The sequence below is a fragment of the Pseudomonas sp. MNR3A genome, from assembly GCF_009650575.1.
GTDB classification, from domain to species: domain Bacteria; phylum Pseudomonadota; class Gammaproteobacteria; order Pseudomonadales; family Pseudomonadaceae; genus Aquipseudomonas; species Aquipseudomonas machongensis.
Genome location: NZ_VZZS01000009.1, coordinates 127,646 through 150,003, shown reverse-complemented (window position 1 = coordinate 150,003; position 22,358 = coordinate 127,646). Strand labels below are relative to the sequence as shown.

Annotated in this window: 18 protein-coding genes; 11 read left to right on the top strand and 7 right to left on the bottom strand. The window is 63.5% G+C overall.

Annotated elements, in window-relative coordinates:
• Window positions 1-144: 144 nt before the first annotated feature.
• The gene (locus tag F6X62_RS07815; RefSeq protein ID WP_153773159.1) at window positions 145-1,620 is read left to right on the top strand and encodes a helicase HerA-like domain-containing protein; all 1,476 of its coding nucleotides are present in this window, start codon (window positions 145-147) and stop codon (window positions 1,618-1,620) included.
• Window positions 1,621-1,678: 58 nt separating this feature from the next.
• On the opposite strand, the gene F6X62_RS07810 is transcribed toward F6X62_RS07815, so the two are convergent.
• Both F6X62_RS07810 and F6X62_RS07805 read right to left on the bottom strand, forming a co-directional pair.
• A complete protein-coding gene (locus tag F6X62_RS07810) occupies window positions 1,679-3,151 on the bottom strand; it encodes an inorganic phosphate transporter (protein ID WP_153773158.1) in 1,473 nt (490 codons plus the stop codon).
• A gap of 315 nt (window positions 3,152-3,466) precedes the next feature.
• Window positions 3,467-3,667 (bottom strand): hypothetical protein, encoded by a 201-nt coding sequence (locus tag F6X62_RS07805; protein WP_081255307.1) that lies wholly within the window; start codon window positions 3,665-3,667, stop codon window positions 3,467-3,469.
• 414 nt (window positions 3,668-4,081) lie between these two features.
• Between F6X62_RS07805 and pcaR the strand changes: the two genes are divergently transcribed.
• From pcaR to pcaC, 9 genes are all read left to right on the top strand, one after another.
• On the top strand, window positions 4,082-4,951 hold the full coding sequence (gene pcaR / locus F6X62_RS07800; RefSeq protein ID WP_153773157.1) for a pca regulon transcriptional regulator PcaR: 870 nt from the start codon (window positions 4,082-4,084) through the stop codon (window positions 4,949-4,951).
• 303 nt (window positions 4,952-5,254) lie between these two features.
• Window positions 5,255-6,601: an MFS transporter gene (locus F6X62_RS07795; protein ID WP_063545964.1), complete on the top strand. Its 1,347-nt coding sequence runs from the start codon at window positions 5,255-5,257 to the stop codon at window positions 6,599-6,601.
• 327 nt (window positions 6,602-6,928) lie between these two features.
• Window positions 6,929-7,777: a CoA transferase subunit A gene (locus F6X62_RS07790; RefSeq protein WP_054893784.1), complete on the top strand. Its 849-nt coding sequence runs from the start codon at window positions 6,929-6,931 to the stop codon at window positions 7,775-7,777.
• Entirely contained in the window at window positions 7,774-8,553 is a 780-nt protein-coding gene (locus F6X62_RS07785) for a CoA-transferase subunit beta (RefSeq protein ID WP_054893783.1), read from the top strand. The genes F6X62_RS07790 and F6X62_RS07785 overlap by 4 nt, the downstream gene beginning before the upstream one ends.
• On the top strand, window positions 8,550-9,755 hold the full coding sequence (pcaF, locus tag F6X62_RS07780) for a 3-oxoadipyl-CoA thiolase (protein WP_178117532.1): 1,206 nt from the start codon (window positions 8,550-8,552) through the stop codon (window positions 9,753-9,755). Before F6X62_RS07785 ends, pcaF begins: the two co-directional genes overlap by 4 nt.
• 185 nt (window positions 9,756-9,940) lie before the next feature.
• Window positions 9,941-11,230: an MFS family transporter gene (locus tag F6X62_RS07775; RefSeq protein ID WP_054893781.1), complete on the top strand. Its 1,290-nt coding sequence runs from the start codon at window positions 9,941-9,943 to the stop codon at window positions 11,228-11,230.
• A gap of 9 nt (window positions 11,231-11,239) precedes the next feature.
• A complete protein-coding gene (locus F6X62_RS07770; RefSeq protein WP_065864245.1) occupies window positions 11,240-12,592 on the top strand; it encodes a 3-carboxy-cis,cis-muconate cycloisomerase in 1,353 nt (450 codons plus the stop codon).
• Window positions 12,593-12,603: 11 nt separating this feature from the next.
• Complete coding sequence (pcaD, locus tag F6X62_RS07765; RefSeq protein ID WP_153773155.1) at window positions 12,604-13,395, top strand: 3-oxoadipate enol-lactonase; 792 nt, start codon at window positions 12,604-12,606, stop codon at window positions 13,393-13,395.
• Window positions 13,396-13,405: 10 nt separating this feature from the next.
• Complete coding sequence (gene pcaC, locus F6X62_RS07760; RefSeq protein WP_112899050.1) at window positions 13,406-13,798, top strand: 4-carboxymuconolactone decarboxylase; 393 nt, start codon at window positions 13,406-13,408, stop codon at window positions 13,796-13,798.
• Window positions 13,799-13,924: 126 nt separating this feature from the next.
• On the opposite strand, the gene F6X62_RS07755 is transcribed toward pcaC, so the two are convergent.
• Window positions 13,925-14,449, bottom strand: a complete 525-nt coding sequence (locus tag F6X62_RS07755; RefSeq protein WP_153773154.1) for a DUF962 domain-containing protein — start codon at window positions 14,447-14,449, stop codon at window positions 13,925-13,927.
• Between the two features lie 92 nt (window positions 14,450-14,541).
• Between F6X62_RS07755 and F6X62_RS07750 the strand changes: the two genes are divergently transcribed.
• Window positions 14,542-15,237, top strand: a complete 696-nt coding sequence (locus F6X62_RS07750) for a Crp/Fnr family transcriptional regulator (RefSeq protein ID WP_054894503.1) — start codon at window positions 14,542-14,544, stop codon at window positions 15,235-15,237.
• Here F6X62_RS07750 and F6X62_RS07745 read toward each other — a convergent pair.
• The 4 genes from F6X62_RS07745 to ttgB all read right to left on the bottom strand — a co-directional run bounded on the left by F6X62_RS07745 (window position 15,137) and on the right by ttgB (window position 22,358).
• The gene (locus F6X62_RS07745) at window positions 15,137-16,120 is read right to left on the bottom strand and encodes a LysR family transcriptional regulator (RefSeq protein WP_112899049.1); all 984 of its coding nucleotides are present in this window, start codon (window positions 16,118-16,120) and stop codon (window positions 15,137-15,139) included. The genes F6X62_RS07750 and F6X62_RS07745 overlap by 101 nt on opposite strands.
• A 137-nt stretch (window positions 16,121-16,257) precedes the next feature.
• Window positions 16,258-17,463 carry an OprD family porin gene (locus F6X62_RS07740; RefSeq protein WP_371926266.1) on the bottom strand — a complete coding sequence of 402 codons (1,206 nt, stop codon included), beginning with the start codon at window positions 17,461-17,463 and terminating at the stop codon, window positions 16,258-16,260.
• A 291-nt stretch (window positions 17,464-17,754) separates the two neighbouring features.
• The gene (locus tag F6X62_RS07735) at window positions 17,755-19,209 is read right to left on the bottom strand and encodes an AdeC/AdeK/OprM family multidrug efflux complex outer membrane factor (protein WP_063545955.1); all 1,455 of its coding nucleotides are present in this window, start codon (window positions 19,207-19,209) and stop codon (window positions 17,755-17,757) included.
• Window positions 19,206-22,358: a multidrug efflux RND transporter permease subunit TtgB gene (gene ttgB, locus F6X62_RS07730; protein ID WP_054894499.1), complete on the bottom strand. Its 3,153-nt coding sequence runs from the start codon at window positions 22,356-22,358 to the stop codon at window positions 19,206-19,208. The genes F6X62_RS07735 and ttgB overlap by 4 nt, the downstream gene beginning before the upstream one ends.

Here is a 22,358-nt window from a genome sequence, read left to right as displayed (position 1 = left end):
TTATCGGGTCGCTCGCACGAAGCACAGCAGAAAACAGTGCAACAATCCGGTGAGCCTTGGTGGGTTGTGTCCTGTATTTCGGTTCAATATCGCCTCTGCATATCGGCCGCTTTTAGGCAAAGCTTGAGAAGAGGATGAAATAAGATGTCGGATTCTTCGCAAATCGTTGTAGGTGCCGGTCTAGACGGCATGCCGGTCAGCCAGGCCATGCGCTTGGCCAACCGCCATGGACTGGTCGCCGGAGCGACCGGCACCGGCAAGACCGTGACCCTGCAGCGTCTGGCCGAGGTGTTCAGCGACGCGGGTGTGGCGGTGTTCGCGGCAGACGTGAAAGGAGACCTGTGTGGCCTGGGGGCGGCGGGTTCGCCCCAGGGCAAGGTGGCCGAACGCATTGCCGGGATGCCGTGGCTCGCCCACCAGCCCAAGGCCTACCCGGTGAGCCTGTGGGACATCGCCGGGCAGAGTGGTCATCCGTTGCGCACTACCCTAAGCGAAATGGGCCCGTTGCTGCTGGGCAACCTGCTTGAACTGACCGACAGCCAGCAGGCGGCGCTCTATGCGGCGTTCAAGGTTGCCGACCGCGAGGGGCTGTTGCTGCTGGACCTGAAAGACCTCAAGGCGCTGCTCGGGCATCTGAAGGACAACCCGCAGCTGCTGGGCGAGGACAGCGCACTGATGACCACCGCTTCGACCCAAGCCTTGCAGCGGCGCCTGGCCACGCTGGAACAGCAGGGGGCCGAGGCGTTGTTCGGTGAGCCGGCGCTGCAACTGGAGGATCTGCTGCGGGTCGATAGCGATGGCCGCGGGCGCATCCACCTGCTTGACGCCAGCCGCCTGGTGCACGAGGCGCCAAAGGTCTATGCGACCTTCCTCCTGTGGCTGCTGGCCGAGCTGTTCGAGCAACTGCCGGAGCGCGGCGACGCCGACAAGCCGGTGCTTGCGCTGTTCTTCGACGAAGCGCACCTGCTGTTCAACGGGACACCCAAGGCCCTGCAGGATCGTCTGGAGCAGGTGGTGAGGCTTATCCGTTCGAAGGGTGTGGGGGTGTACTTCGTTACCCAGTCCCCGGGCGACCTGCCCGATGCCGTGCTGGCACAGTTGGGCTTGCGCATCCAGCATGGGCTGCGGGCCTTCACTGCCAAGGAGCAGAAGTCGCTCAGGGCCGTGGCCGACGGTTTTCGTCCCAATCCTGCCTTCGATACCCTGACGGTGCTCACCGAACTGGGGATCGGCGAGGCGTTGGTGGGCACCTTGCAGGACAAGGGGACACCAGAGGTCGTCCAGCGCGTGCTGGTGGCGCCGCCGCAATCGCGGATCGGCCCGCTCACCACGGCGGAGCGCAGTGCACTGATCGCGCAGTCGCCTCTGGCAGGACGTTATGACAAACCGATCGACCGTGAGTCGGCCTATGAACTGCTGACCCAGCGCAAGGGCGAGCCGGTGGAGCCGGCGCCTCAGCCCAAGGCTGACGCAGACAGTCTGGCCGACAAGGCGGGTGAATTCTTGCAGAGTGCGGCAGGGCAGGCGATCAAGTCGGCGGTGCGTCAGGCCGCCAACCAGTTGGGCAGGCAACTGGTGCGAGGCTTGATGGGATCTTTGCTGGGAGGCAAGAAGCGCTGAGTTTCCCCAAGGCATGAAAAAGGCGCCGTCGCGGGCGCCTTTTTCAATGCTGCAGGTGTCAGCCGATCGCTTTGGAGGCGAGCCAGAACAGGCCAGCCGCCAGGCCCATCGAGGCTGGCAGGGTCAGTACCCAGGCCAGCAGGATGGTCTTCACCGTGCCGCCTTGCAGGCCGCTCTTGTTGGCGACCATGGTCCCGGCAACACCCGACGACAGTACGTGGGTGGTCGAGACCGGCAGGCTGAACACGTTGGCCATACCGATGGCGCAAGCTGCGGTGATCTGTGCCGACATGCCCTGGGCGTAGGTCATGCCCTGCTTGCCGATCTTCTCGCCAACGGTCAGTACCACACGCTTCCAGCCGACCATGGTGCCCAGGCCCAAGGCCAGTGCGACGGCGACGATCACCCAGAACGGGGCGTATTCGGTGGTTGCGGTGAGGTCCTTGCGCAGTTTTTCCAGGTCGGCCTTCTCGCGGCTATCCAGCCCTGGCAGTTTTCCGACCTTTTTCGCGGTGTCGTCCAGGCACAGCAGGTAACGGCGTACTTCCACACGCTGTTCGGCGTTCAGGTCACGGTAGTCGGTCACGCCCTGGAGCGAGCTCTGCAGCGCGGCAATGGTTGGCTCGGTCTGTTGCGGGTTGCAACTGAACTGCTCCGGCAGGTCGTTCGACTTGGCCTTGCCCAACGCCAGGAACTCCCCAAGCGTGGCGGCATTGCGCTGGTAGAACTGGCTCATGTGCAGGGTGGCGTCGCGGGTGCGCTCGATCTGGTAGGTGGTGCTGTTCAGGTCGAGAACGAACTTGGCCGGGACGATACCGATCAGCACCAGCATGATCAGGCCAATGCCTTTCTGGCCGTCGTTGGAGCCGTGCACGAAGCTCACCCCCATGGCCGAGATCACCAGCACCAGGCGGTTCCAGAAGGGTGGGTGCTTCTTGTCGTCGAGCTTGCGGCGCTGGTCCGGGGTCTTGTGCATCTTCGACAGCGGGCGCCACCATTTCAGGCCAATCAGCACCAGTGCGGCAACGGCGAAGCCGGCCATGGGCGAGACCACCAGCGACATGGCGATGTCGATCGCTTTCTGCCAGTTCACGCCGTCACCCAGCGGGATGTCGCTGAGCAGTGCGTTGGCCAGGCCAACCCCGAGAATCGAGCCGATCAGGGTGTGCGAGCTGGACGCCGGGATACCGAAATACCAGGTTCCCAGGTTCCAGGTGATGGCGGCGGCGAGCAGGGAGAAGACCATGGCCAGGCCATGCCCGGTGTTCACGTTGATCAGCAGCTCGACCGGCAGCAGGTGCACGATGGCATAGGCCACCCCGACACCGCCGAGCAGAACCCCGAGGAAGTTGAACACACCCGAGAAGAACACGGCCAGGTGCGGCGGCATGGCTTTGGTATAGATGACGGTGGCTACCGCGTTGGCGGTGTCATGAAAGCCATTGATGAACTCGAATGCGAGCACGAAGGTGAGGGCGAGCACCAGGCTCACGGCTACCCAGGCATCCAGTCCGCTGAATAAATCGATCATGAAGGTTTTCTGGCGGTCGTAGGGGGGCCGGATTATGCCAGAAAACCATGGCAATCGATGCACCCGTGACAGACAGATGGCAGCTTTTCTAATGCCGCCATGCCGGTTCGGCGGTAGGAAGCAAAGCGAAATCGACGAATAAAAAACCGTTAATTTCGTTGAAATGCAGCGAATACGCGATCAATCGAAGGGTTTCATGGGATTCAAACGATTGTATGAAATTTGTGTAATTCCATTTCATCATCGTCGATTGCAGAAAAAGCGCACGGCGCCATGGCGTTCAGCACCATGGCGCATTGCGATCACGCCCTGAGCTCAAGGCTCTTCGGGGCGCCGTTCCTTTTCCATCTTCTCCAGTTCCTCGGAGAAGGCTTGGTCAAGGAGGCTGGCACGTTTGCGCCAGGGTTTGCGTTCCGGTTCCGGTTGGGCAGCATAAGTGGTGACTTCACCACCATAAACATCCTTGTAACGTTCTGCCTGGCGCTCGAGTTCGGCGCGCAGTTCATCTTTCGTCACAGTATCGACCTGATAAATTGAAGAGGTTCTCGGTACGGGCTGTAACACGCGGTGCGCGTGGATCCATTTCCCAGCGTGCATACAGACCCGGGCGCCGAATTATAACCGTCGAATCACCAATGGCCACGGCCTTTACTCAAGCCTGATTGTGCAGTGGGAAGTTGACCCGTTGTACTTGGGAAGTTGGAGGCGACGTACCGAGTAAAGTTCGGATAAACAGTGCAGAAATGAAAACGGCCTCGCTGGTAAGCGAGGCCGCTGCCTTTAGTCTTCTACGGTGGGTACCTGACCAGTCTCTCCAAAGAAGCCACAAGGGCATGAGAAAGGTATAAGCAAACGTGTCGGCGGTCAATTGCGATTATCGGCCGCTTGTTCGATAATCGCACGAAGCGCCGTTTTTTTTGAGGTCTGCCGATGAACGATGAAACCAACGCTTCCACGCCCAGCGATCCGCAGCGTGCCGTCTCGCCTTCCCTGGCACCGCCGATCGTCGCATCGCCGGCCAAGCGCATTCAGGCGTTCACCGGCGACCCCGACTTCATGACGTCTCTGGCCCGGGGGCTGGCGGTGATCCAGGCCTTCCAGGAGCGCAAGCGCCATCTGACCATTGCCCAGATCAGTCACCGCACGGAAATCCCCCGCGCCGCAGTGCGTCGTTGTCTGCACACCTTGATCAAACTCGGTTACGCCACGTCCGACGGACGTACCTATTCGTTGCTGCCCAAGGTGCTGACGCTGGGACATGCCTACCTTTCCTCGACGCCGCTGGCCGTCTCGGCCCAGCCCTACCTGGACCGTATCAGCGAGCAACTGCACGAAGCGGCGAACATGGCGACCCTCGAAGGCGACGACATTCTCTACATCGCCCGCTCGGCGACGGTGGAGCGTCTGATTTCGGTCGACCTGTCGGTGGGTGGCCGCCTACCGGCCTATTGCACCTCCATGGGCCGAATCCTCCTGGCGGCACTGGACGACACCAGCCTGCGCGAGTACTTCGAGCGCGCCGATCTCAAGGCTCGAACCAGCCGCACCTTGCATGAGCCCGAGTCGCTGTTCGCCTGCATCCAGCAGGTGCGCGCCCAGGGCTGGTGTGTGGTCGACCAGGAGCTGGAGCAGGGGTTGCGCTCGATCGCCGTGCCGATCTATGACGCTTCAGGGCAAGTGCTGGCAGCACTGAACGTCAGCACCCACGTCGGACGGGTGACGCGCAACGAACTGGAACAGCGCTTCTTGCCCATACTGTTGTCGGCCAGCCGCGATCTTTGCCATCAGTTGTTCGGTTGAGCGTCTGGGATGGCGCGCCGCCGCAATAGGTGGACAAGCGGTAGAACTATTCTTGTGCGATAAACGCACAATGTCGTTCCTCGTGAATTGCGCCCGCCGCAGGTGCTGATTAATGTTTCTCGCAACGGTCGGCGCTGCCGACCGGACAATAACAACACGAGACAAGCCCATGACCACTGTCCCCTCGCTGCCTTGCGCAGTTGCATCGTTACCCAGCTGATTTCAACGCCCGTACCGGTTTCTTTAGCCCTGCGCCTTATTGGTCGCAGCGGTGTACCCGCGCCCATCTTCTGGATAACAACAATGAACAAACCGCAAACTGCTGTCGGCAACTGCCTCGATGTACAGTCGTTCATCAACGACCAGCCGCTGTCCCGCTATCAATGGCGGGTGGTGATCCTGTGCTTCCTGATTGTCTTCCTCGATGGCCTGGACACCGCAGCGATGGGGTTCATCGCTCCGGCGCTGTCCCAGGAGTGGGGGATCGACCGTGCCAGCCTGGGCCCGGTAATGAGCGCCGCACTGATTGGCATGGTCTTCGGTGCCCTGGGTTCCGGGCCGCTGGCCGACCGCTTCGGTCGCAAGGGCGTGCTGGTCGGCGCGGTACTGGTGTTCGGCGGTTTCAGCCTGGCCTCGGCGTACGCCAGCAATGTCGATCAACTGCTGGTGCTGCGTTTCCTGACAGGCCTCGGCCTGGGTGCTGGCATGCCCAATGCCACGACCCTGCTGTCCGAATACACCCCGGAGCGCTTGAAGTCGCTGCTGGTGACCAGCATGTTCTGCGGCTTCAACCTGGGCATGGCCGGTGGTGGCTTCATCTCTGCCAAGCTGATCCCAGCCTACGGCTGGCACAGTCTGCTGGTGCTGGGCGGTGTGCTGCCGTTGCTGCTGGCGGTGGTGCTGCTGGTGTGGTTGCCGGAGTCGGCGCGTTTTCTGGTGGTGCGCAATCGCGGCACCGACAAGGTGCGCAAGACGCTTGCCCCGATCGCTCCGGCCGTGGTTGCCCAGGCTGCGAGCTTCAGCGTACCGGAGCAGAAGGCCGTGGCTGCGCGCAACGTTTTCGCGGTCATCTTCTCTGGCACATATGGCCTGGGCACCGTGCTGCTATGGCTGACCTACTTCATGGGCCTGGTGATCGTCTACCTGCTGACCAGTTGGCTGCCGACGCTGATGCGCGACAGTGGCGCCAGCCTTGAAACGGCAGCCTTCATCGGTGCGCTGTTCCAGTTCGGCGGCGTACTCAGCGCCGTGGCGGTGGGCTGGGCGATGGACCGCTTCAATCCGCACAAGGTCATCGGCATCTTCTACCTGCTGGCCGGGGTGTTTGCCTACGCGGTGGGTCAAAGCCTGGGCAACATCACGTTGCTGGCTATTCTGGTGCTGGTCGCGGGGATGTGCGTGAACGGAGCACAGTCGGCGATGCCTTCGCTGGCAGCGCGCTTCTATCCGACCCAGGGGCGTGCCACGGGGGTGTCGTGGATGCTGGGCATTGGCCGTTTCGGCGCGATTCTCGGAGCCTGGAGCGGGGCGACGCTGCTGGGGCTGGGCTGGACTTTCGAGCAGGTGCTGACCGCGCTCCTGGTGCCGGCCGCGCTGGCGACCGTCGGGGTTATCGTCAAAGGCTTGGTGAGTCACGCTGACGCCACCTGATCAGGCCTTGGGGGGGGCCTTTTCGCGGGCAAGCCCGCTTCCACAGGGATGGACTGCCCCCAAGAAGTTGGACACAAATCCAACCCTTGGGGCAGTCGAGGGATTGGGCTGGCCTTTAGATTTTGAGCAAGACAGTTACTCCCTCGTGGGAGCGGGCTTGCCTGCGAAAAGGTCGCCACCCGTCATCATCGGTAACGCATTCAAACCGTTCGATAACCGCACAAAAGGTCGATTATCGGATTGTTTCCCCACCCCCGGTCTCCTTAATCTGAGCCCATCGCAGCGACGCTGCACTCAAACCCGACTCAGCCTGACCAGGAGTCTCCAATGGCAGCAATCCTCTCGCTTCATGATGCCGTGAAGCAGTTCGTCCACGACGGCGACAGCGTTGCCCTCGAAGGTTTCACCCACCTGATTCCGACCGCCGCCGGTCACGAAATCATCCGCCAGGGCAAACGCGACCTCACGCTGGTGCGCATGACGCCGGACCTGATCTACGACCAACTGATCGGTGCCGGTTGTGCGCGCAAACTGATCTTCTCGTGGGGTGGCAACCCTGGGGTCGGCTCGCTGCATCGCCTGCGCGACGCCGTGGAGAAACAATGGCCGCACGCGATCGAGATCGAAGAGCACAGCCATGCCGACCTGGCCAACGCCTACGTTGCCGGCGCCTCCGGCCTGCCGTTCGCGGTATTGCGTGCCTACGCCGGCTCCGACCTGCCCAAGGTCAACCCGCTGATCAAGTCGGTCACTTGCCCTTTCACGGGCGAAGTGCTGGCTGCCGTGCCTTCGGTTCGCCCGGATGTCACCGTGATCCACGCGCAGAAAGCCGACCGCAAGGGCAACGTGTTGCTGTGGGGCATCCTCGGGGTGCAGAAGGAAGCGGCCCTGGCCGCCAAGCGCTGCATCGTCACCGTAGAGGAAATCGTCGACGACCTGCAAGCGCCGATGAACGCCTGCGTACTGCCGACCTGGGCGCTCAGCGCAGTGTGCCTGGTACCGGGCGGCGCGCACCCGTCCTACGCCCATGGCTACTACGAGCGCGACAACCGCTTCTACCAGGCCTGGGACCCGATCGCGCGCAACCGCGAATCCTTCACGGCCTGGATCGACACCTACATCCGCGGCACCACCGACTTCACCGAATTCAAGCGCAAGCTGGAGGCTGAACAATGAGCTACTCCACCTCCGAAATGATGACCGTGGCCGCGGCCCGTCGCCTGCGTAACGGCGCCGTCTGCTTTGTGGGGATCGGCCTGCCGTCCAAGGCCGCCAACCTGGCGCGCCTGACCTCGTCGCCCGACGTGGTGCTGATCTATGAGTCTGGCCCGATCGGTGCCAAACCGAGTGTGCTGCCGCTGTCGATCGGCGATGGCGAGTTGGCCGAGACCGCTGACACCGTGGTGCCGACCGGCGAGATCTTCCGCTACTGGCTGCAGGGCGGTCGTATCGATGTGGGCTTCCTCGGCGCCGCCCAGGTCGACCGCTTCGGCAACATCAACACCACCGTGGTCGGTGACTACCACGCGCCCAAGACTCGCCTGCCGGGCGCGGGCGGTGCGCCAGAGATCGCAGGCTCCGCCAAGCAGGTGCTGATCATTCTGAAGCAGTCGCCGCGCGCTTTCGTCGACAAGCTCGACTTCATCACCTCGGTCGGGCACGGCGAGGGCGGCGATTCGCGCAAGCGCCTGGGCCTGCCCGGCGAGGGGCCGGTGGGCATCATCACCGACCTGTGCATCATGGAGCCGGAAGTCGGCACCCACGAATTCGTCGTTACCTCGATCCATCCGGGCGTGACCCGCGAACAGATCGTCGCCGCCACCGGCTGGGCGATTCGCTTTGCCGATGACGTGCAGGCCACCGCCGAGCCGAGCGAGACAGAATTGACCGCCCTGCGTGATCTTGAAGCCCGTACTGCAGCAGCCCATGGCCAGAGCGCAGGAGAAGCCTGATGCGTGACGTATTCATCTGCGACGCGATCCGTACCCCGATTGGCCGTTTCGGCGGCGCCTTGGCTGGTGTACGCGCCGACGACCTGGCGGCGGTGCCGCTCAAGGCGCTGGTCGAGCGCAACCCGCAGGTTCGCTGGGATCAGCTCGACGAAGTGTTTCTCGGCTGCGCCAACCAGGCCGGCGAGGATAACCGCAACGTCGCGCGCATGGCGCTGCTGCTGGCTGGCCTGCCCGAGAGCATTCCCGGCGTGACCCTCAACCGCCTCTGCGCCTCGGGCATGGATGCGGTCGGCACGGCGTTTCGCGCCATCGCCAGTGGCGAGATGGAGCTGGCCATCGCCGGTGGCGTCGAGTCGATGTCGCGCGCGCCGTTCGTGATGGGCAAGGCCGAGAGTGGCTACTCGCGCAACATGAAGCTTGAAGACACCACCATCGGCTGGCGCTTCATCAACCCGTTGATGAAGGCTCAGTACGGTGTCGATGCCATGCCTGAGACTGCCGACAACGTTGCCGACGATTACCGGGTCTCGCGTGCCGACCAGGATGCCTTCGCCCTGCGCAGCCAGCAGAAGGCCGCCGCCGCCCAGGCAGCAGGTTTCTTCGCCGAAGAGATCGTGCCGGTGCGTATCGTCCACAAGAAGGGCGAAACCCTGGTCGAGCAGGATGAACACCTGCGCCCGGACACCACCCTGGAAGCGCTGGCCAGGCTCAAGCCGGTCAATGGCGCGGACAAGACCGTCACTGCTGGCAATGCGTCGGGTGTGAACGATGGCGCCGCGGCGCTGATCCTGGCATCGGCCGATGCGGTGAAGAAACATGGCCTGACCCCACGTGCCCGTGTCCTGGGCATGGCCAGTGCCGGCGTGGCGCCGCGGGTGATGGGCATAGGCCCGGTGCCTGCGGTGCGCAAGCTCACCGAGCGCCTGGGTATCGCCGTGGCTGATTTCGATGTGATCGAACTCAACGAAGCCTTTGCCAGCCAGGGCCTGGCGGTGCTGCGCGAGCTGGGCGTGGCGGACGATGCGCCACAGGTCAACCCCAATGGCGGAGCGATCGCCCTGGGGCATCCGCTGGGCATGAGCGGCGCGCGGCTGGTGCTGACGGCGCTGCACCAACTGGAAAAGAGCGGCGGGCGCAAGGGCCTGGCAACCATGTGTGTCGGCGTGGGGCAGGGGTTGGCGCTGGCCATCGAGCGGGTTTGACCTGTGCCGTCCTCTTCGCTGGCAAGCCCGCTCTCACGAGGATCTACGCCATCCTGTAGGAGCGGGCTTGCCCGCGAAGAGGCCGGACCTGCAAGACATAAGGCTAATGGTCAGCCCCCAAGCGGAACGAGAGTGTTACCGGGTATGTCTAGAATTGATGGTAACCCTCGAGGAGTAAGCACGCCATGACCGCAATCCATTACACGGGCGAGGAGCGTAAAAGCCGTATCTTCGCCATCGTCGGGGCTTCTTCCGGCAACCTGGTGGAGTGGTTCGACTTCTATGTCTATGCCTTCTGCGCCATTTACTTCGCTCCGGCGTTCTTTCCCTCCGACGACCCCACCGTGCAGTTGCTCAACACGGCCGGGGTGTTCGCCGCAGGCTTTCTGATGCGCCCCATCGGTGGCTGGATTTTCGGCCGCCTGGCCGACCGTCATGGGCGCAAGAACTCGTTGATGATCTCGGTGTTGATGATGTGCGCAGGCTCGTTGCTGATCGCCTGCCTGCCGACCTATTCGAGCATCGGTACCTGGGCTCCGGCGCTGCTGCTGTTTGCGCGACTGGTCCAGGGCCTGTCGGTCGGCGGTGAGTACGGCACCACCGCGACCTACATGAGTGAGGTGGCCCTGCGCGGCCAGCGTGGATTCTTCGCCTCGTTCCAGTACGTCACCCTGATCGGCGGCCAGTTGCTGGCGGTGCTGGTGGTGGTGATCCTGCAGCAATTGCTCACTGAAGAAGAACTGCGCGCCTGGGGCTGGCGCATTCCGTTCGTGGTCGGCGCCGTCGCCGCGCTGATTTCGCTGATGCTGCGCCGATCGCTGAAAGAGACCAGCAGTGCCGAGACTCGCCAGGATAAAGATGCCGGCAGCGTCAGTGGCCTGTTCCGCAACCACGCCGCAGCCTTCATCACGGTGCTGGGCTATACCGCTGGCGGTTCGTTGATCTTCTACACCTTCACCACCTACATGCAGAAGTACCTGGTCAACACGGCCGGCATGAACGCCAAGAGCGCCAGCTTCGTGATGACTGGCGCGTTGTTCCTGTTCATGATCCTGCAGCCACTGTTCGGCATGTTGTCCGACCGTATCGGCCGACGTAACTCGATGCTGTTGTTCGGCGCGCTGGGCACTCTGTTCACCGTGCCGTTGCTGATGGCGCTCAAGACCGTGACCAGCCCGTTCATGGCCTTCGTGCTGGTGACCCTCGCGCTGTGCATCGTCAGTTTCTATACCTCCATCAGCGGCCTGGTGAAGGCCGAGATGTTCCCACCTCAGGTGCGTGCCTTGGGTGTGGGCCTGGCCTATGCCGTGGCCAACGCGGTCTTCGGCGGTTCGGCCGAATACGTCGCCCTGGGCTTGAAGACGCTGGGGATGGAGAACACTTTCTACTGGTACGTGACCGCCATGATGGCGGTGGCCTTCCTGTTCAGCCTGCGCCTGCCCAAGCAGGCGGCGTATTTGCACCATGATCACTAAGGACGTTGCATGAGCAACCAACTGTTCGATGCCTACTTCACCGCCCCGGCCATGCGCGAGGTGTTCAGCGACCATGGCCGCCTGCAGGGCATGCTCGACTTCGAGGCTGCCCTGGCGCGCGCCGAGGCTGACGCAGGGCTGGTGCCGCACACCGCGGTGGCAGCCATCGAGGCGGCATGCAAGGCCGAGCGCTATGACGTGCAAGCGCTGGCGCAGGCCATTGCGGTGGCTGGCAACTCGGCGATCCCGCTGGTCAAGGCACTGGGCAAGGTGGTTGCCAGTGGCGTGCCGGAGGCCGAGCGTTATGTGCACCTGGGGGCTACCAGCCAGGATGCGATGGACACTGGCCTGGTTCTGCAACTGCGTGATGCCCTGGGGTTGATCGAGGCAGATCTGGAAAAGCTCGCCGACACCCTCGCACGCCAGGCTTTGCTGCATGCCGACACGCCGCTGGTGGGGCGCACCTGGCTGCAGCACGCCACGCCTGTGACGCTGGGCATGAAGCTGGCCGGTATGCTCGGGGCGTTGACCCGTCACCGCCAGCGCTTGCAGGAGCTGCGTCCGCGCCTGTTGTGCCTGCAATTCGGGGGGGCCTCTGGCAGCCTTGCGGCGCTGGGCAGCAAGGCATTGCCGGTGGCCGAGGCGCTGGCGGCACAACTTGGCCTCGCCTTGCCCGAGCAGCCCTGGCACACCCAGCGCGACCGCCTGGTGGAGTTCGCCTCGGTGCTGGGCCTGATTGCCGGCAGCCTGGGCAAATTCGGTCGCGATATCAGCCTGTTGATGCAGACCGAGGCTGGCGAGGTGTTCGAGCCTGCTGCGCCGGGCAAGGGCGGCTCTTCGACCATGCCGCACAAGCGCAACCCTGTGGGTGCAGCGGTGCTGATCGGCGCCGCGACCCGCGTGCCGGGGCTGCTGTCGACGCTGTTCGCCGCCATGCCCCAGGAGCACGAGCGTAGCCTGGGCCTGTGGCATGCCGAATGGGAGACCCTGCCAGACATCTGCTGCCTGGTCTCCGGCGCCCTGCGCCAGGCACAACTGATCGCCGAGGGCATGGAGGTGGACGCCGAGCGCATGCGCCGCAACCTTGAACTGACTCAAGGCCTGGTGCTGGCCGAAGCGGTGAGCATCGTGCTGGCCCAGCGTCTGGGGCGCGACAAGGCCCATCACCTGCTTGAGCAATGCTGCCAGCGCGCGGTGGCCGAACAGCGCCACCTGCGTGCCGTGCTCGGCGACGAGCCACAGGTCACCGAACAGCTGTCTGGCGAAGCGCTCGACCAGTTGCTCGACCCTGCCCATTACCTCGGCCAGGCCCGCGTCTGGGTGGCGCGTGCTGTGGCTGAACATCAACGTTTCACTGCTTGAAGGAGACCGCTGTGGCGCATTTGCAACTGGCCGATGGCGTATTGAACTACCAACTCGAAGGCCCCGAGCACGCCCCCGTGCTGGTGCTGTCCAACTCGCTGGGCACCAACCTGCACATGTGGGATACCCAGATGCCGCTGTGGACCGAACACTTTCGAGTACTGCGCTACGACACGCGCGGTCATGGCGATTCGCTGGTCACCGAAGGGCCGTACAGCATCGAACAACTGGGGCGTGATGTGCTGGCGCTGCTGGATGCTCTGCAGATCGAGCGCGCGCATTTCTGTGGGTTGTCGATGGGCGGCCTGATCGGTCAGTGGCTCGGCATCAATGCAGGTGAGCGTTTGCAGCGTCTGGTGGTGTGCAACACGGCGGCGAAGATCGGATCGCCTGAAACCTGGAATCCGCGCATCGAAATGGTCTTGCGCGACGGCGCCGAGGCCATGCGTGGGTTGCGTGATGCGTCCATCGAGCGCTGGTTCACCCCGGCGTGGTCGAGCGAGCACGCGGATCAGGTCAAGCGCATCACCGACATGCTCGCAACCACTTCGCCACAGGGCTATGCCGCCAACTGCGGTGCGGTGCGCGATGCCGATTTCCGCGATCAGTTGGGAGCGATCAGCGCGCCGCTGCTGGTGATTTCCGGGGAGGCCGATGCGGTGACGCCGCCCTCGGGTGGCCTGTACATCCAAGAGCATGTGGCAGGCGCCGAGTACACCGGCTTCCTGGCTGCGCACCTGTCCAATGTCGAGGTCGGCGAGGCGTTCAGCCGTCGCGTGCTCGATTTCCTGTTGGCCCGCTGAGGAGTACGCCATGGATGAGAAACAACGTTACGACGCTGGCATGCAGGTGCGTCGTGCGGTGCTGGGCGATGCCCATGTGGACCGCAGCCTGGAGAAGCTCAACGACTTCAATGGCGAGTTCCAGGAGATGATCACGCGCCACGCCTGGGGCGATATCTGGACCCGCCCGGGGTTGCCACGCCACACCCGCAGCCTGATTACCATCGCCATGTTGATTGGCATGAACCGCAACGAGGAACTCAAGTTGCACCTGCGCGCGGCGGCCAACAATGGCGTGACCCGCGAGGAGATCAAGGAAGTGATCATGCAGAGCGCGATCTATTGCGGGATCCCGGCGGCCAATGCGACCTTCCACCTGGCCGAGTCGGTGTGGGATGAGCTTGGGGTCGAGTCGCGGGCCTAGGCCATAGATCCCCACTGAATTCTTCGCGGGCAAGCCCGCTCCCACAGATACACCACTGAATTCGAACACAGTGGTGTATCTGTGGGAGCGGGCTTGCCCGCGAAGAATTCAGCACTGTTCCAGCTTCTACACCGCCGCCTTCTTCCCGCGCACCGCTACCGGCCCGGCGTTGGCTTCCACCTGCTGCCTCAGCCCGGCACACAGCCCAAGCATGAACGCCAGTTCCGCAACCACGAACAGTGGACCGATGATCAAGCCGCTGACATCGTCGACGAAGGCGGGTTTCCTGCCCTCGTAGGCATGCCCGACGAACTGGATGATCCAGCCCAGCACGAAGGCCCCGAGCCCGGCACTCAGCCACAGCCCGGTGCTTTGCAGCGCCAGCCATTCGCCTGCCCACAGGCACAGCCCCAGCAACACGCCCATCACCAGCCCGAAGCGCAGGTCCAGGCGCAGGTAGAACCACACCGACGCTGCCGCCACCAGCAGCGCTGGCGACATCCAGATGCCGGCGACAGGCCAGCCGGGTCGTGACAGCAGGATGCTGACCGCCAGCACGATCAACGGAATGCCGACGAAGTGCGTGGCGATGTTGCGCGGGTCGCGATGATAGGCCGCGTATTGACTCAGGTGTTCAACGAGGTTTTTCATTGTTGTTCCTCCATCAGGGGTAGCGACAGCTTGCCCCGTTCATCCGCCGTCGTCTGTCGCCTGGCCGACAGAGTCCGTTCAGAAGAGGTGTCATGGACAACCCCCAAGCCTGGCGTGCGCAGTTGAGCCACGGCCAGTGGTTTCGGCAGTTGCCCGCTCAGGTTCAGGATAGCCTGCTGGCATTGGCGCGTTCACGTGAGCTGGCGGCCGGACAGTGCCTGTTCCAGCGTGGTGATCCGCCCTGCGGTTTGTATGCGGTGCTGGAGGGTGCCATGCGCGTCGGCGCGGTCAGCCGTGAGGGCAAGGAAGCGCTGTTGACGTTGGTCGAGCCGCCTTACTGGTTCGGCGAGATCAGCTTGTTCGACGGCCAGCCACGCACCCACGATGCCTTTGCCGAAGGTGTCACGCAGCTGTTGTGGATCCCTCAGGCAGCGCTGCTCGACTGGTTGGCGCAGCATCCGCAGCACTGGCGCGACCTGGCTTTGCTGATGAGCCACAAGCTGCGCTGGGTGTTCGTCGCGCTTGAGCAGCAGCACTTGCTGGCCGCGGGGCCGCGTGTGGCCCATCGGCTGTTGCAGATCGCCGAAGGCTATGGCGAGCGCGATGTTGCCCAATGGCGCCTGCAATTGTCGCAGGAGCAACTGGCGCTGATGCTGTCCCTGTCGCGCCAGACCATCAACCAGATCCTCAAGGCGCTGGAGCAGGCGGGGGTGGTGCAACTGGGCTATGGCGAAGTGCTGATCCTCGATGCGCCGAGGCTGCGGGAGATGGCCGCGCATCCAGGCTGACCAAGGTATCGATCATCGCCCGTGCTGCCGGTGACAGGCGATAGCCGCTGCGGCTGATCACCCCGCAACGCACGCTCAGCACTTCCAGCCCCGGCGGCAGGTTGCGCCAGTGCAGGCGTACCAGGCGCCCCGCGGCCAGGTCCTCGGCCACGGCTTCTTCGCTGGCGCTACCGAGGGTATCGCTGGCCAGCACCACGCTGCGCAGCACTGCCAGGTGTTCGGTCTGCAGGTGTGGGATGAAGTCGCTGCGTCCGCTGAGATTGGCCAGGCGCTTGCGTACACCGGGGGTGAGCAGGGCGCTGGCCAGGGGGTAGGCGAACAGATCGTTGGTCGACAGGCTGTCCTTGGCCAGCAGCGGATGGCCGGGGCGGCAGAAGAACAGGCCCGGGCGCGGGTTGAGGGGCTCGGTGTGGAAGTTGGGGTCGGCCTCGAAGGGGCGGATATCGTCGACGAAAAACTCGATCTGCTCGCGGCGCAGGGCCTGGCCCAGACGTTCGGCATTGTCCACCAGCAGCTCGGTGCGAATCCCCGGATGCTGGGTGATGAACTGCTGCAGGGCGTCGGGTACCAGTCGTGCAGCCAGGGCTGGGCCGCTGCCGAAATGCAGTTCGCCGGCGTCGAGCTTGGTCATCTGCAGCACGTCGTTGCTCAGTTGTGCGGCCCCCTGAACCAGGCGCCGGGCATGTTGCAGCACCACCTGGCCTTCGGGGGTCGGTTGCAGCGCCTTGTTGCCGCGATCGACCAGGGCGCAGCCGAACTCCTGCTCCAGGCCCTGGATGGCGCGACTGAACGCGGGCTGGGTAATGCCCATGGCTTCGGCAGCGCGGACGAAGCTGCGGTACTCGGTGAGGGCGATGAAATAGCGCAGTTGGCGAAGGTCCATATCGAGATTCTGCGGAGTAGAGAGGGCTCGTTTTAGACCTTGTTACTTATTCCGTCAACGATGGTTTAGTTAGTTGTTTAGCTGTTTTTGTTATTTATAGGGGCGGGTAAGCCCGCCCCCCAAGCGCGGCGCGACTTTCACAACAGGCTGAACGGATAACTCACGATCAGCCTGTTCTCGTCGAAGGCGTTGGTGCTGAAGTCCCTGCGCATGGTGGAGTTTCGCCATTTCACCGACAGGTCCTTGAACGTACCGGACTGGATCACGTACGCCAGTTCGCTCTCGCGCGCCCACTCCTTGCCATCGGTGATGCTGCCGACATGCACGTTGTCCCCCTTGATGTAGCGGTTCATCAGGGTCAGCCCGGGGATGCCGACGGTGGCGAAGTTGAAATCGTGGCGCAGTTGCCAGGAGCGCTCCTTGGCATTCTCGAAGCTGGCGTTGTAGCTGTCGTTGGCCAAGGTGCCGCCGCTGGTGCCGTTGACTCGCATCCACTCGTCATCGCCGCCGACCTTCTGCAGGCCGACATAGAACGTATGACCCTGATAGCGCGCCGAAAGCATGGCCGAGGCGGTGCGGTTGTCCAGCTTGCCGGCACGCTCGGCGCCGTCTTCCTTGCCGATGAAGTAACCCAGGTTCGCCCCCAGGGTCCAGTCGCCCAAGGGCTGGCTGTGCACCAGGTTGAAGTACTGCTGGCGGTAGATATCCTTGAGCTGGGCGTCCCACACCCCGACCAGGGTGCGCTTGTCGTTGAAGCTGTACTCACCCCCTGCAAAGTTGAAGCGGTCGGAGGTGAAGCCCGGGCGGCTGAACAGCGCCATGTCCTCCATGCTGGCGTCGTTGCGCGGGCTGTTGCCACGGAACTGGCCGGCGTACAGGGTCAGCCCGGCGATCTCCCTGGAGGTGATCTGGCCGCCGCGGAAGGTCTGCGGCAGCGAACGACCATCGTCAGAGCGCAGGATCGGCAGTACCGGCATCCATTCGCCGACCTTGAGCTCGGTCTGTGAAATCCTGGCCTTGAGCGCGACACCCAGGCGGCCGAAGTCGTCGGCGGGGCGACCATCGTCGTGCACCGGCAGCAGCTGCGTGCCGGCCGTCCCCTTGCCGCCATCGAGCTTGACCGAATACAGCCCCAGCACATCGACGCCAAAGCCGACGGTGCCCTGGGTGAACCCGGAACGCGCGTCGAGGATGAAGCTTTGCGTCCATTCCTCGGCCTTGCCCTGGGCCTTGGCAGGGTCGACGAAGTTGCGGTTGATGTAGAAGTTTCGCAGGTTGAGGGTGGCCTTGGCGTCTTCCAGGAAGCCGCCGTCGGCGGCGAGGGCGGGGAGGGCGCAGGACATGGCCAGAAGGCCCGGCAGCAGGGGGCGTGCGGGTTGCAAAATGCTCATCTGTCGTGGATCTCTTGTTTTTATGGGCGAGTCGGAGCGCTGCGGCCGGAGGCTGCAGGTCGACGCTTTATTGATGAACTTGTGCAACGTTGCGTGAAGGATGGTGCGTGATCGGAGCTGCGGCGAGCAATTCGTCGGAAGTGGAACGGGGCGATAATCGAACGAATTGTGTGAGGCGGGGTGTTGTTGCCGGAAAACAAAAAGCCCACCGCGAGGGTGGGCTTGATGCTTTTGCCGGATCACTCAGCCTTTGGGCGAGTCCACCGAAGCCTGCTGGTTGGCCTGTCCGGTCTGCTCGTACCAGCCACCGCCGAGCGCCTTGTACAGGTTGACCTCGCTGGTCAGCTGCGACAGGCGATCGCTGATCAGCGCCTGCTGGGCACTGAACAGGTTGCGCTGGGCGTCGAGGAAGGTCAGGTTGCTGTCGATACCGATGCGGTAGCGACGCTCAGCCAGACGGTAGTAATCCTGGTTGGCGGCAACCAGGTCACGCTGGGCCTGCAACTGCTCTTCGAAGGTCTTGCGCGCCGCCAGGCCATCGGAGACTTCCTGGAAGGCGGTCTGGATGGTCTTTTCGTACTTGGCGACGTTGATGTCCTTCTGGATCTTCGAGTAGTCCAGGCTGGCGCGCAGGCTGCCGGCGTTGAAGATCGGCAGGTTGATCTGCGGTTGGAACAGCCAGGTCCCCGAACCACCCTTGAACAGACCGCCCATGTCCGGGCTCAGGGTGCCGGCGTTGGCGGTCAGGCTGATGCTCGGGAAGAACGCCGCGCGGGCTGCGCCGATGTTGGCGTTGGCAGCTTTGAGCAGGTGTTCGGCTTCCTGGATGTCCGGACGCCGCTGCAGCAGGTCGGACGGCAGGCCCGCTGGCACGTCGGCCAGTTGGTCGGCGTCGAGCTTCAACGAGGCCGGCAGGTCCGCCGGTACACCGGTGCCCAGCAGCACGGTCAGGCTGTTCAGGTCCTGCGCCACCAGGCGCTGGTACTGCGACAGCTTGACCCGCGCGCCTTCGACAGCGGTGCGCGCTTGGCTCAGGTCAAGTGCGGAGGCCACGCCGACCTCGTTGCTGCGGCGGGTCAGGTTGTAGCTTTCTTCGTAGGTCTTGAGCGTTTCTTCGGTCAGCTTCAGCAGCGCCTGGTCGGCCTGCCAGGTGTAGTAGGCGTTGGCCACGCTGGCCACCAGGCTGATCTGCGTGGAGCGACGTGCCTGCTCGCTGGACAGGTAGGTCTCCAGTGCCTGTTCGCTCAGGCTGCGGACGCGGCCGAACAGGTCCAGCTCATAGGCGCTGACGCCCAACGTTGCCGAGTACTGGCTGGTGATGTTCGCTTCGCCGGTCTGTGACAGGTTGCCCGGAACCCGCTGACGGCTGCCGCTGCCGGTGGCCGAGACCGCCGGGAACAGGTCGGCGCGCTGGATGCGGTACTGCGCACGGTAGGCATCGATGTTCAACGCGGCCACACGCAGGTCGCGGTTGTTGACCAGCGAGGTCTGGATCAGCTTCTGCAGCGCCGGGTCGTGGAAGAACTGGCGCCAGCCCTGTTCGGCGGCGGCCACGTCTGCCGACTGGGTCGGCGAGTACGCAGGGCCTTGCGGCCACTGCGCGGCCACCGGCGCTTCCGGGGTCTGGTAGTCAGGAATAAGCGAGCAGCCGCCGAGAATGAAAGCGGTTACCGCCAGGGACAACAAAGACTTGGTCATTGCCCAGCCTCATTACGTGGAGTTTCAGGGGTGGCGTCGGTGTGCGGCTCTTTGCTGCCGAACAGCGACGACACTGCTACGAAGAACAGCGGTACCCAGAAGATCGCCAGCACAGTCGCACTGATCATGCCGCCGATCACCCCGGTGCCGATCGCGTGCTGGCTGCCAGAGCCTGCGCCGCTGGCGATGGTCAACGGTACCACGCCGAGGATGAATGCCAGCGAGGTCATGATGATCGGGCGCAGACGCATGCGGCACGCCTCGATCGTCGCATCGAACAGGCTCTTGCCCTGTTCGTGCAGCTCTTTGGCGAACTCGACGATCAGGATGGCGTTTTTCGCCGCCAGGCCGATGGTCGTCAGCAGGCCGACGAGGAAGTACACGTCATTCGACAGCCCGCGCATGCTGGTGGCGATCAGTGCACCGATGATACCCAGCGGCACCACCAGCACGACGGCGATCGGGATCGACCAGCTTTCGTACAGCGCTGCCAGGCAGAGGAACACGAACAGCAGCGAAAGGGCGAACAGCGCCGGCATCTGCGAACCGGAGAGCTTCTCCTCGTAGGACATGCCGGTCCAGGAGTAGCCGATGCCCGACGGCAGTTCGCCGACGATGCGTTCGACCTCGGCCATGGCCTCACCGGTACTGTAGCCAGGCGCCGGGGCACCGAGGATCTCGACTGCTTCCACGCCGTTGTAACGCGACAGCTTCGGCGAGCCGTAGGTCCATTCACCGGAGGCGAAGGAGGAGAACGGCACCATCTCGCCCTGACCGTTGCGCACGTACCACTTCTGCAGGTCTTCGGGGCTCATGCGGGCACTGGAGTCGCCCTGGATGTACACCTTCTTGACCCGGCCACGATCGATGAAGTCGTTGACGTAGCTGCCACCCAGCGCGATCGACAGGGTGTTGTTGATGTCGGCAATGGTGACGCCCAGGGCACTGGCGCGCTCATCGTCGACGATCAGCTGGTACTGCGGCTCGTCGTTCAGGCCGTTGGGACGCACTGCGGAGAGGATCTTGCTCTGCGAGGCCTTGGCCAGGAACTGGTTGCGCGCTTCCATGAGCTTCTCGTGGCCGACGCCGGCACGGTCCTGGAGGAACACGTCGAAGCCGGTGGCGTTACCCAGTTCGAGCACTGCCGGCGGGGCGAAGGCGAACACCATCGCATCGCGGAAGCTGAAGAAGTGCTGCTGGGCGCGGGTCGAGAGATTGAACACGCTGTTCTCGGCCGAACGCTCGCCCCAAGGTTTGAGCATAATGAACGCCATGCCCGAGCTCTGGCCACGACCGGCGAAGTTGAAACCGGTCACGGTGAACACCGACGACACGGTGTCGGCTTCGTCCTTGAGAAGGTATTCGCGCATCTTGTCGACGACCACCTGGGTGCGTTCGGCACTGGAACCGGCCGGGGTCTGCACCTGGGCGAAGAGCACGCCCTGGTCTTCTTCAGGCAGGAACGCGGTGGGGATGCGAGTGAACAGCCAGATCATGCCCACCACGATCAGCGCATAGGCCAGCAGGAACGGGATCTTGTTGCGCAGGATGGTACCGACACTGCGCTCGTAGCCCTTTACGCTGCGGTCGAAGTTACGGTTGAACCAGCCGAAGAAGCCGCCCTTGGCCGTGTGGTGCTCACCCTTCTTCAACGGCTTGAGCATGGTCGCGCACAGCGCCGGGGTGAAGATCAGTGCCACCAGCACCGACAGGCCCATGGCCGATACGATGGTGATCGAGAACTGGCGGTAGATCACGCCGGTGGAGCCGCCGAAGAAGGCCATCGGCAGCAGTACCGCCGAAAGCACCAGGGCAATACCGACCAGTGCGCCCTGAATCTGCTGCATCGAGCGCTTGGTCGCTTCCTTGGGCGGCAGCCCTTCTTCGGACATCACCCGCTCGACGTTTTCCACGACGACGATGGCATCGTCCACCAGCAGGCCGATGGCCAGGACCATTGCGAACATGGTCAGGGTGTTGATGCTGAAGCCTGCGGCGGCAAGGATGCCGAAGGTGCCCAGCAACACCACCGGAACGGTCATGGTGGTGATGATGGTGGCGCGGAAGTTCTGCAGGAACAGGTACATCACCAGGAACACCAGGACCACGGCTTCGATCAGGGTGTGGATTACCCCGCTGATCGATTCGGTGACCACTGGCGTGGTGTCATACGGGAACACTGCCTTGACCCCGGGCGGGAAGAACGGCTCGAGGTCGCTGATGGTCTTGCGCAAGGCCTTGGCGGTATCCAGGGCGTTGGCGCCGGTTGCCAGCTTGACCGCCAGGCCCGATGCCGGCTTGCCGTTGAACTGCGCGCTGACCGCGTAGTTCTCGCCGCCCAGCCCGACCTTGGCGACGTCACGCAGGCGCACCTGCGAGCCATCGCTGTTGACCTTGAGCAGGATCTTCTCGAACTGCTCGGCGGTCTGCAGGCGAGTCTTGCCGATGATGGTTGCGTTGAGCTGGGTACCTGGCATCGCTGGCAGGCCACCGAGCTGGCCGGAAGAAACCTGCACGTTCTGCGCAGTGACGGCGGTACGTACATCGACCGGGGTCAACTGGAACTTGTTGAGCTTGGCCGGATCGAGCCAGATACGCATGGCGTACTGGGCACCGAACACCTGGAAGTCACCCACGCCGGCAGTCCGCGAGATCGGGTCCTGCATGTTGGAGACGATGTAGTTGGCCAAGTCGTCCTTGGTCATGCTGCCATCTTCGGACACCAGGCCGATCACCAGCAGGAAGTTCTTCACTGCCTTGGTGACACGGATACCTTGCTGCTGCACTTCCTGCGGCAGCAGCGGGGTGGCCAGGTTGAGCTTGTTCTGCACCTGCACCTGCGCGGTGTCGGCGTTGGTGCCCTGCTCGAAGGTAGCGGTGATGGTCATGCTGCCGTCGGAGTTACTTTCCGAAGACACGTAGCGCAGGTTGTCGATACCGTTGAGCTGCTGCTCGATGACCTGTACCACGGTGTCCTGCACGGTCTGCGCCGAGGCACCCGGGTAGGTCACGGCGATGGCGATGGCCGGCGGCGCGATGCTGGGGTACTGGTTGATCGGCAGTTTCAGGATCGACAAGGCCCCGACCAGCATGATCACCAAGGCGATCACCCAGGCGAAGATCGGGCGATCGATAAAGAACTTCGACAT

Excerpts from the sequence above, each read along its gene's own strand:
- F6X62_RS07815 (WP_153773159.1), top strand. The coding sequence starts at position 145 with ATGTCGGATTCTTCGCAAATCGTTGTAGGTGCCGGTCTAGACGGCATG.
- F6X62_RS07740 (WP_371926266.1), bottom strand. The coding sequence starts at position 17,463 with ATGTCCTGCGCCCTCCCCGCCCTCGCCGCCGACGGCGGCTTCCTGGAA.
- pcaR (WP_153773157.1), top strand. The coding sequence starts at position 4,082 with ATGAACGATGAAACCAACGCTTCCACGCCCAGCGATCCGCAGCGTGCC.
- F6X62_RS07810 (WP_153773158.1), bottom strand. The coding sequence starts at position 3,151 with ATGATCGATTTATTCAGCGGACTGGATGCCTGGGTAGCCGTGAGCCTG.
- F6X62_RS07790 (WP_054893784.1), top strand. The coding sequence starts at position 6,929 with ATGGCAGCAATCCTCTCGCTTCATGATGCCGTGAAGCAGTTCGTCCAC.
- F6X62_RS07745 (WP_112899049.1), bottom strand. The coding sequence starts at position 16,120 with ATGGACCTTCGCCAACTGCGCTATTTCATCGCCCTCACCGAGTACCGC.
- ttgB (WP_054894499.1), bottom strand. The coding sequence starts at position 22,358 with ATGTCGAAGTTCTTTATCGATCGCCCGATCTTCGCCTGGGTGATCGCC.
- F6X62_RS07775 (WP_054893781.1), top strand. The coding sequence starts at position 9,941 with ATGACCGCAATCCATTACACGGGCGAGGAGCGTAAAAGCCGTATCTTC.
- pcaC (WP_112899050.1), top strand. The coding sequence starts at position 13,406 with ATGGATGAGAAACAACGTTACGACGCTGGCATGCAGGTGCGTCGTGCG.
- F6X62_RS07735 (WP_063545955.1), bottom strand. The coding sequence starts at position 19,209 with ATGACCAAGTCTTTGTTGTCCCTGGCGGTAACCGCTTTCATTCTCGGC.
- F6X62_RS07755 (WP_153773154.1), bottom strand. The coding sequence starts at position 14,449 with ATGAAAAACCTCGTTGAACACCTGAGTCAATACGCGGCCTATCATCGC.
- F6X62_RS07770 (WP_065864245.1), top strand. The coding sequence starts at position 11,240 with ATGAGCAACCAACTGTTCGATGCCTACTTCACCGCCCCGGCCATGCGC.
- F6X62_RS07795 (WP_063545964.1), top strand. The coding sequence starts at position 5,255 with ATGAACAAACCGCAAACTGCTGTCGGCAACTGCCTCGATGTACAGTCG.
- F6X62_RS07785 (WP_054893783.1), top strand. The coding sequence starts at position 7,774 with ATGAGCTACTCCACCTCCGAAATGATGACCGTGGCCGCGGCCCGTCGC.
- F6X62_RS07750 (WP_054894503.1), top strand. The coding sequence starts at position 14,542 with ATGGACAACCCCCAAGCCTGGCGTGCGCAGTTGAGCCACGGCCAGTGG.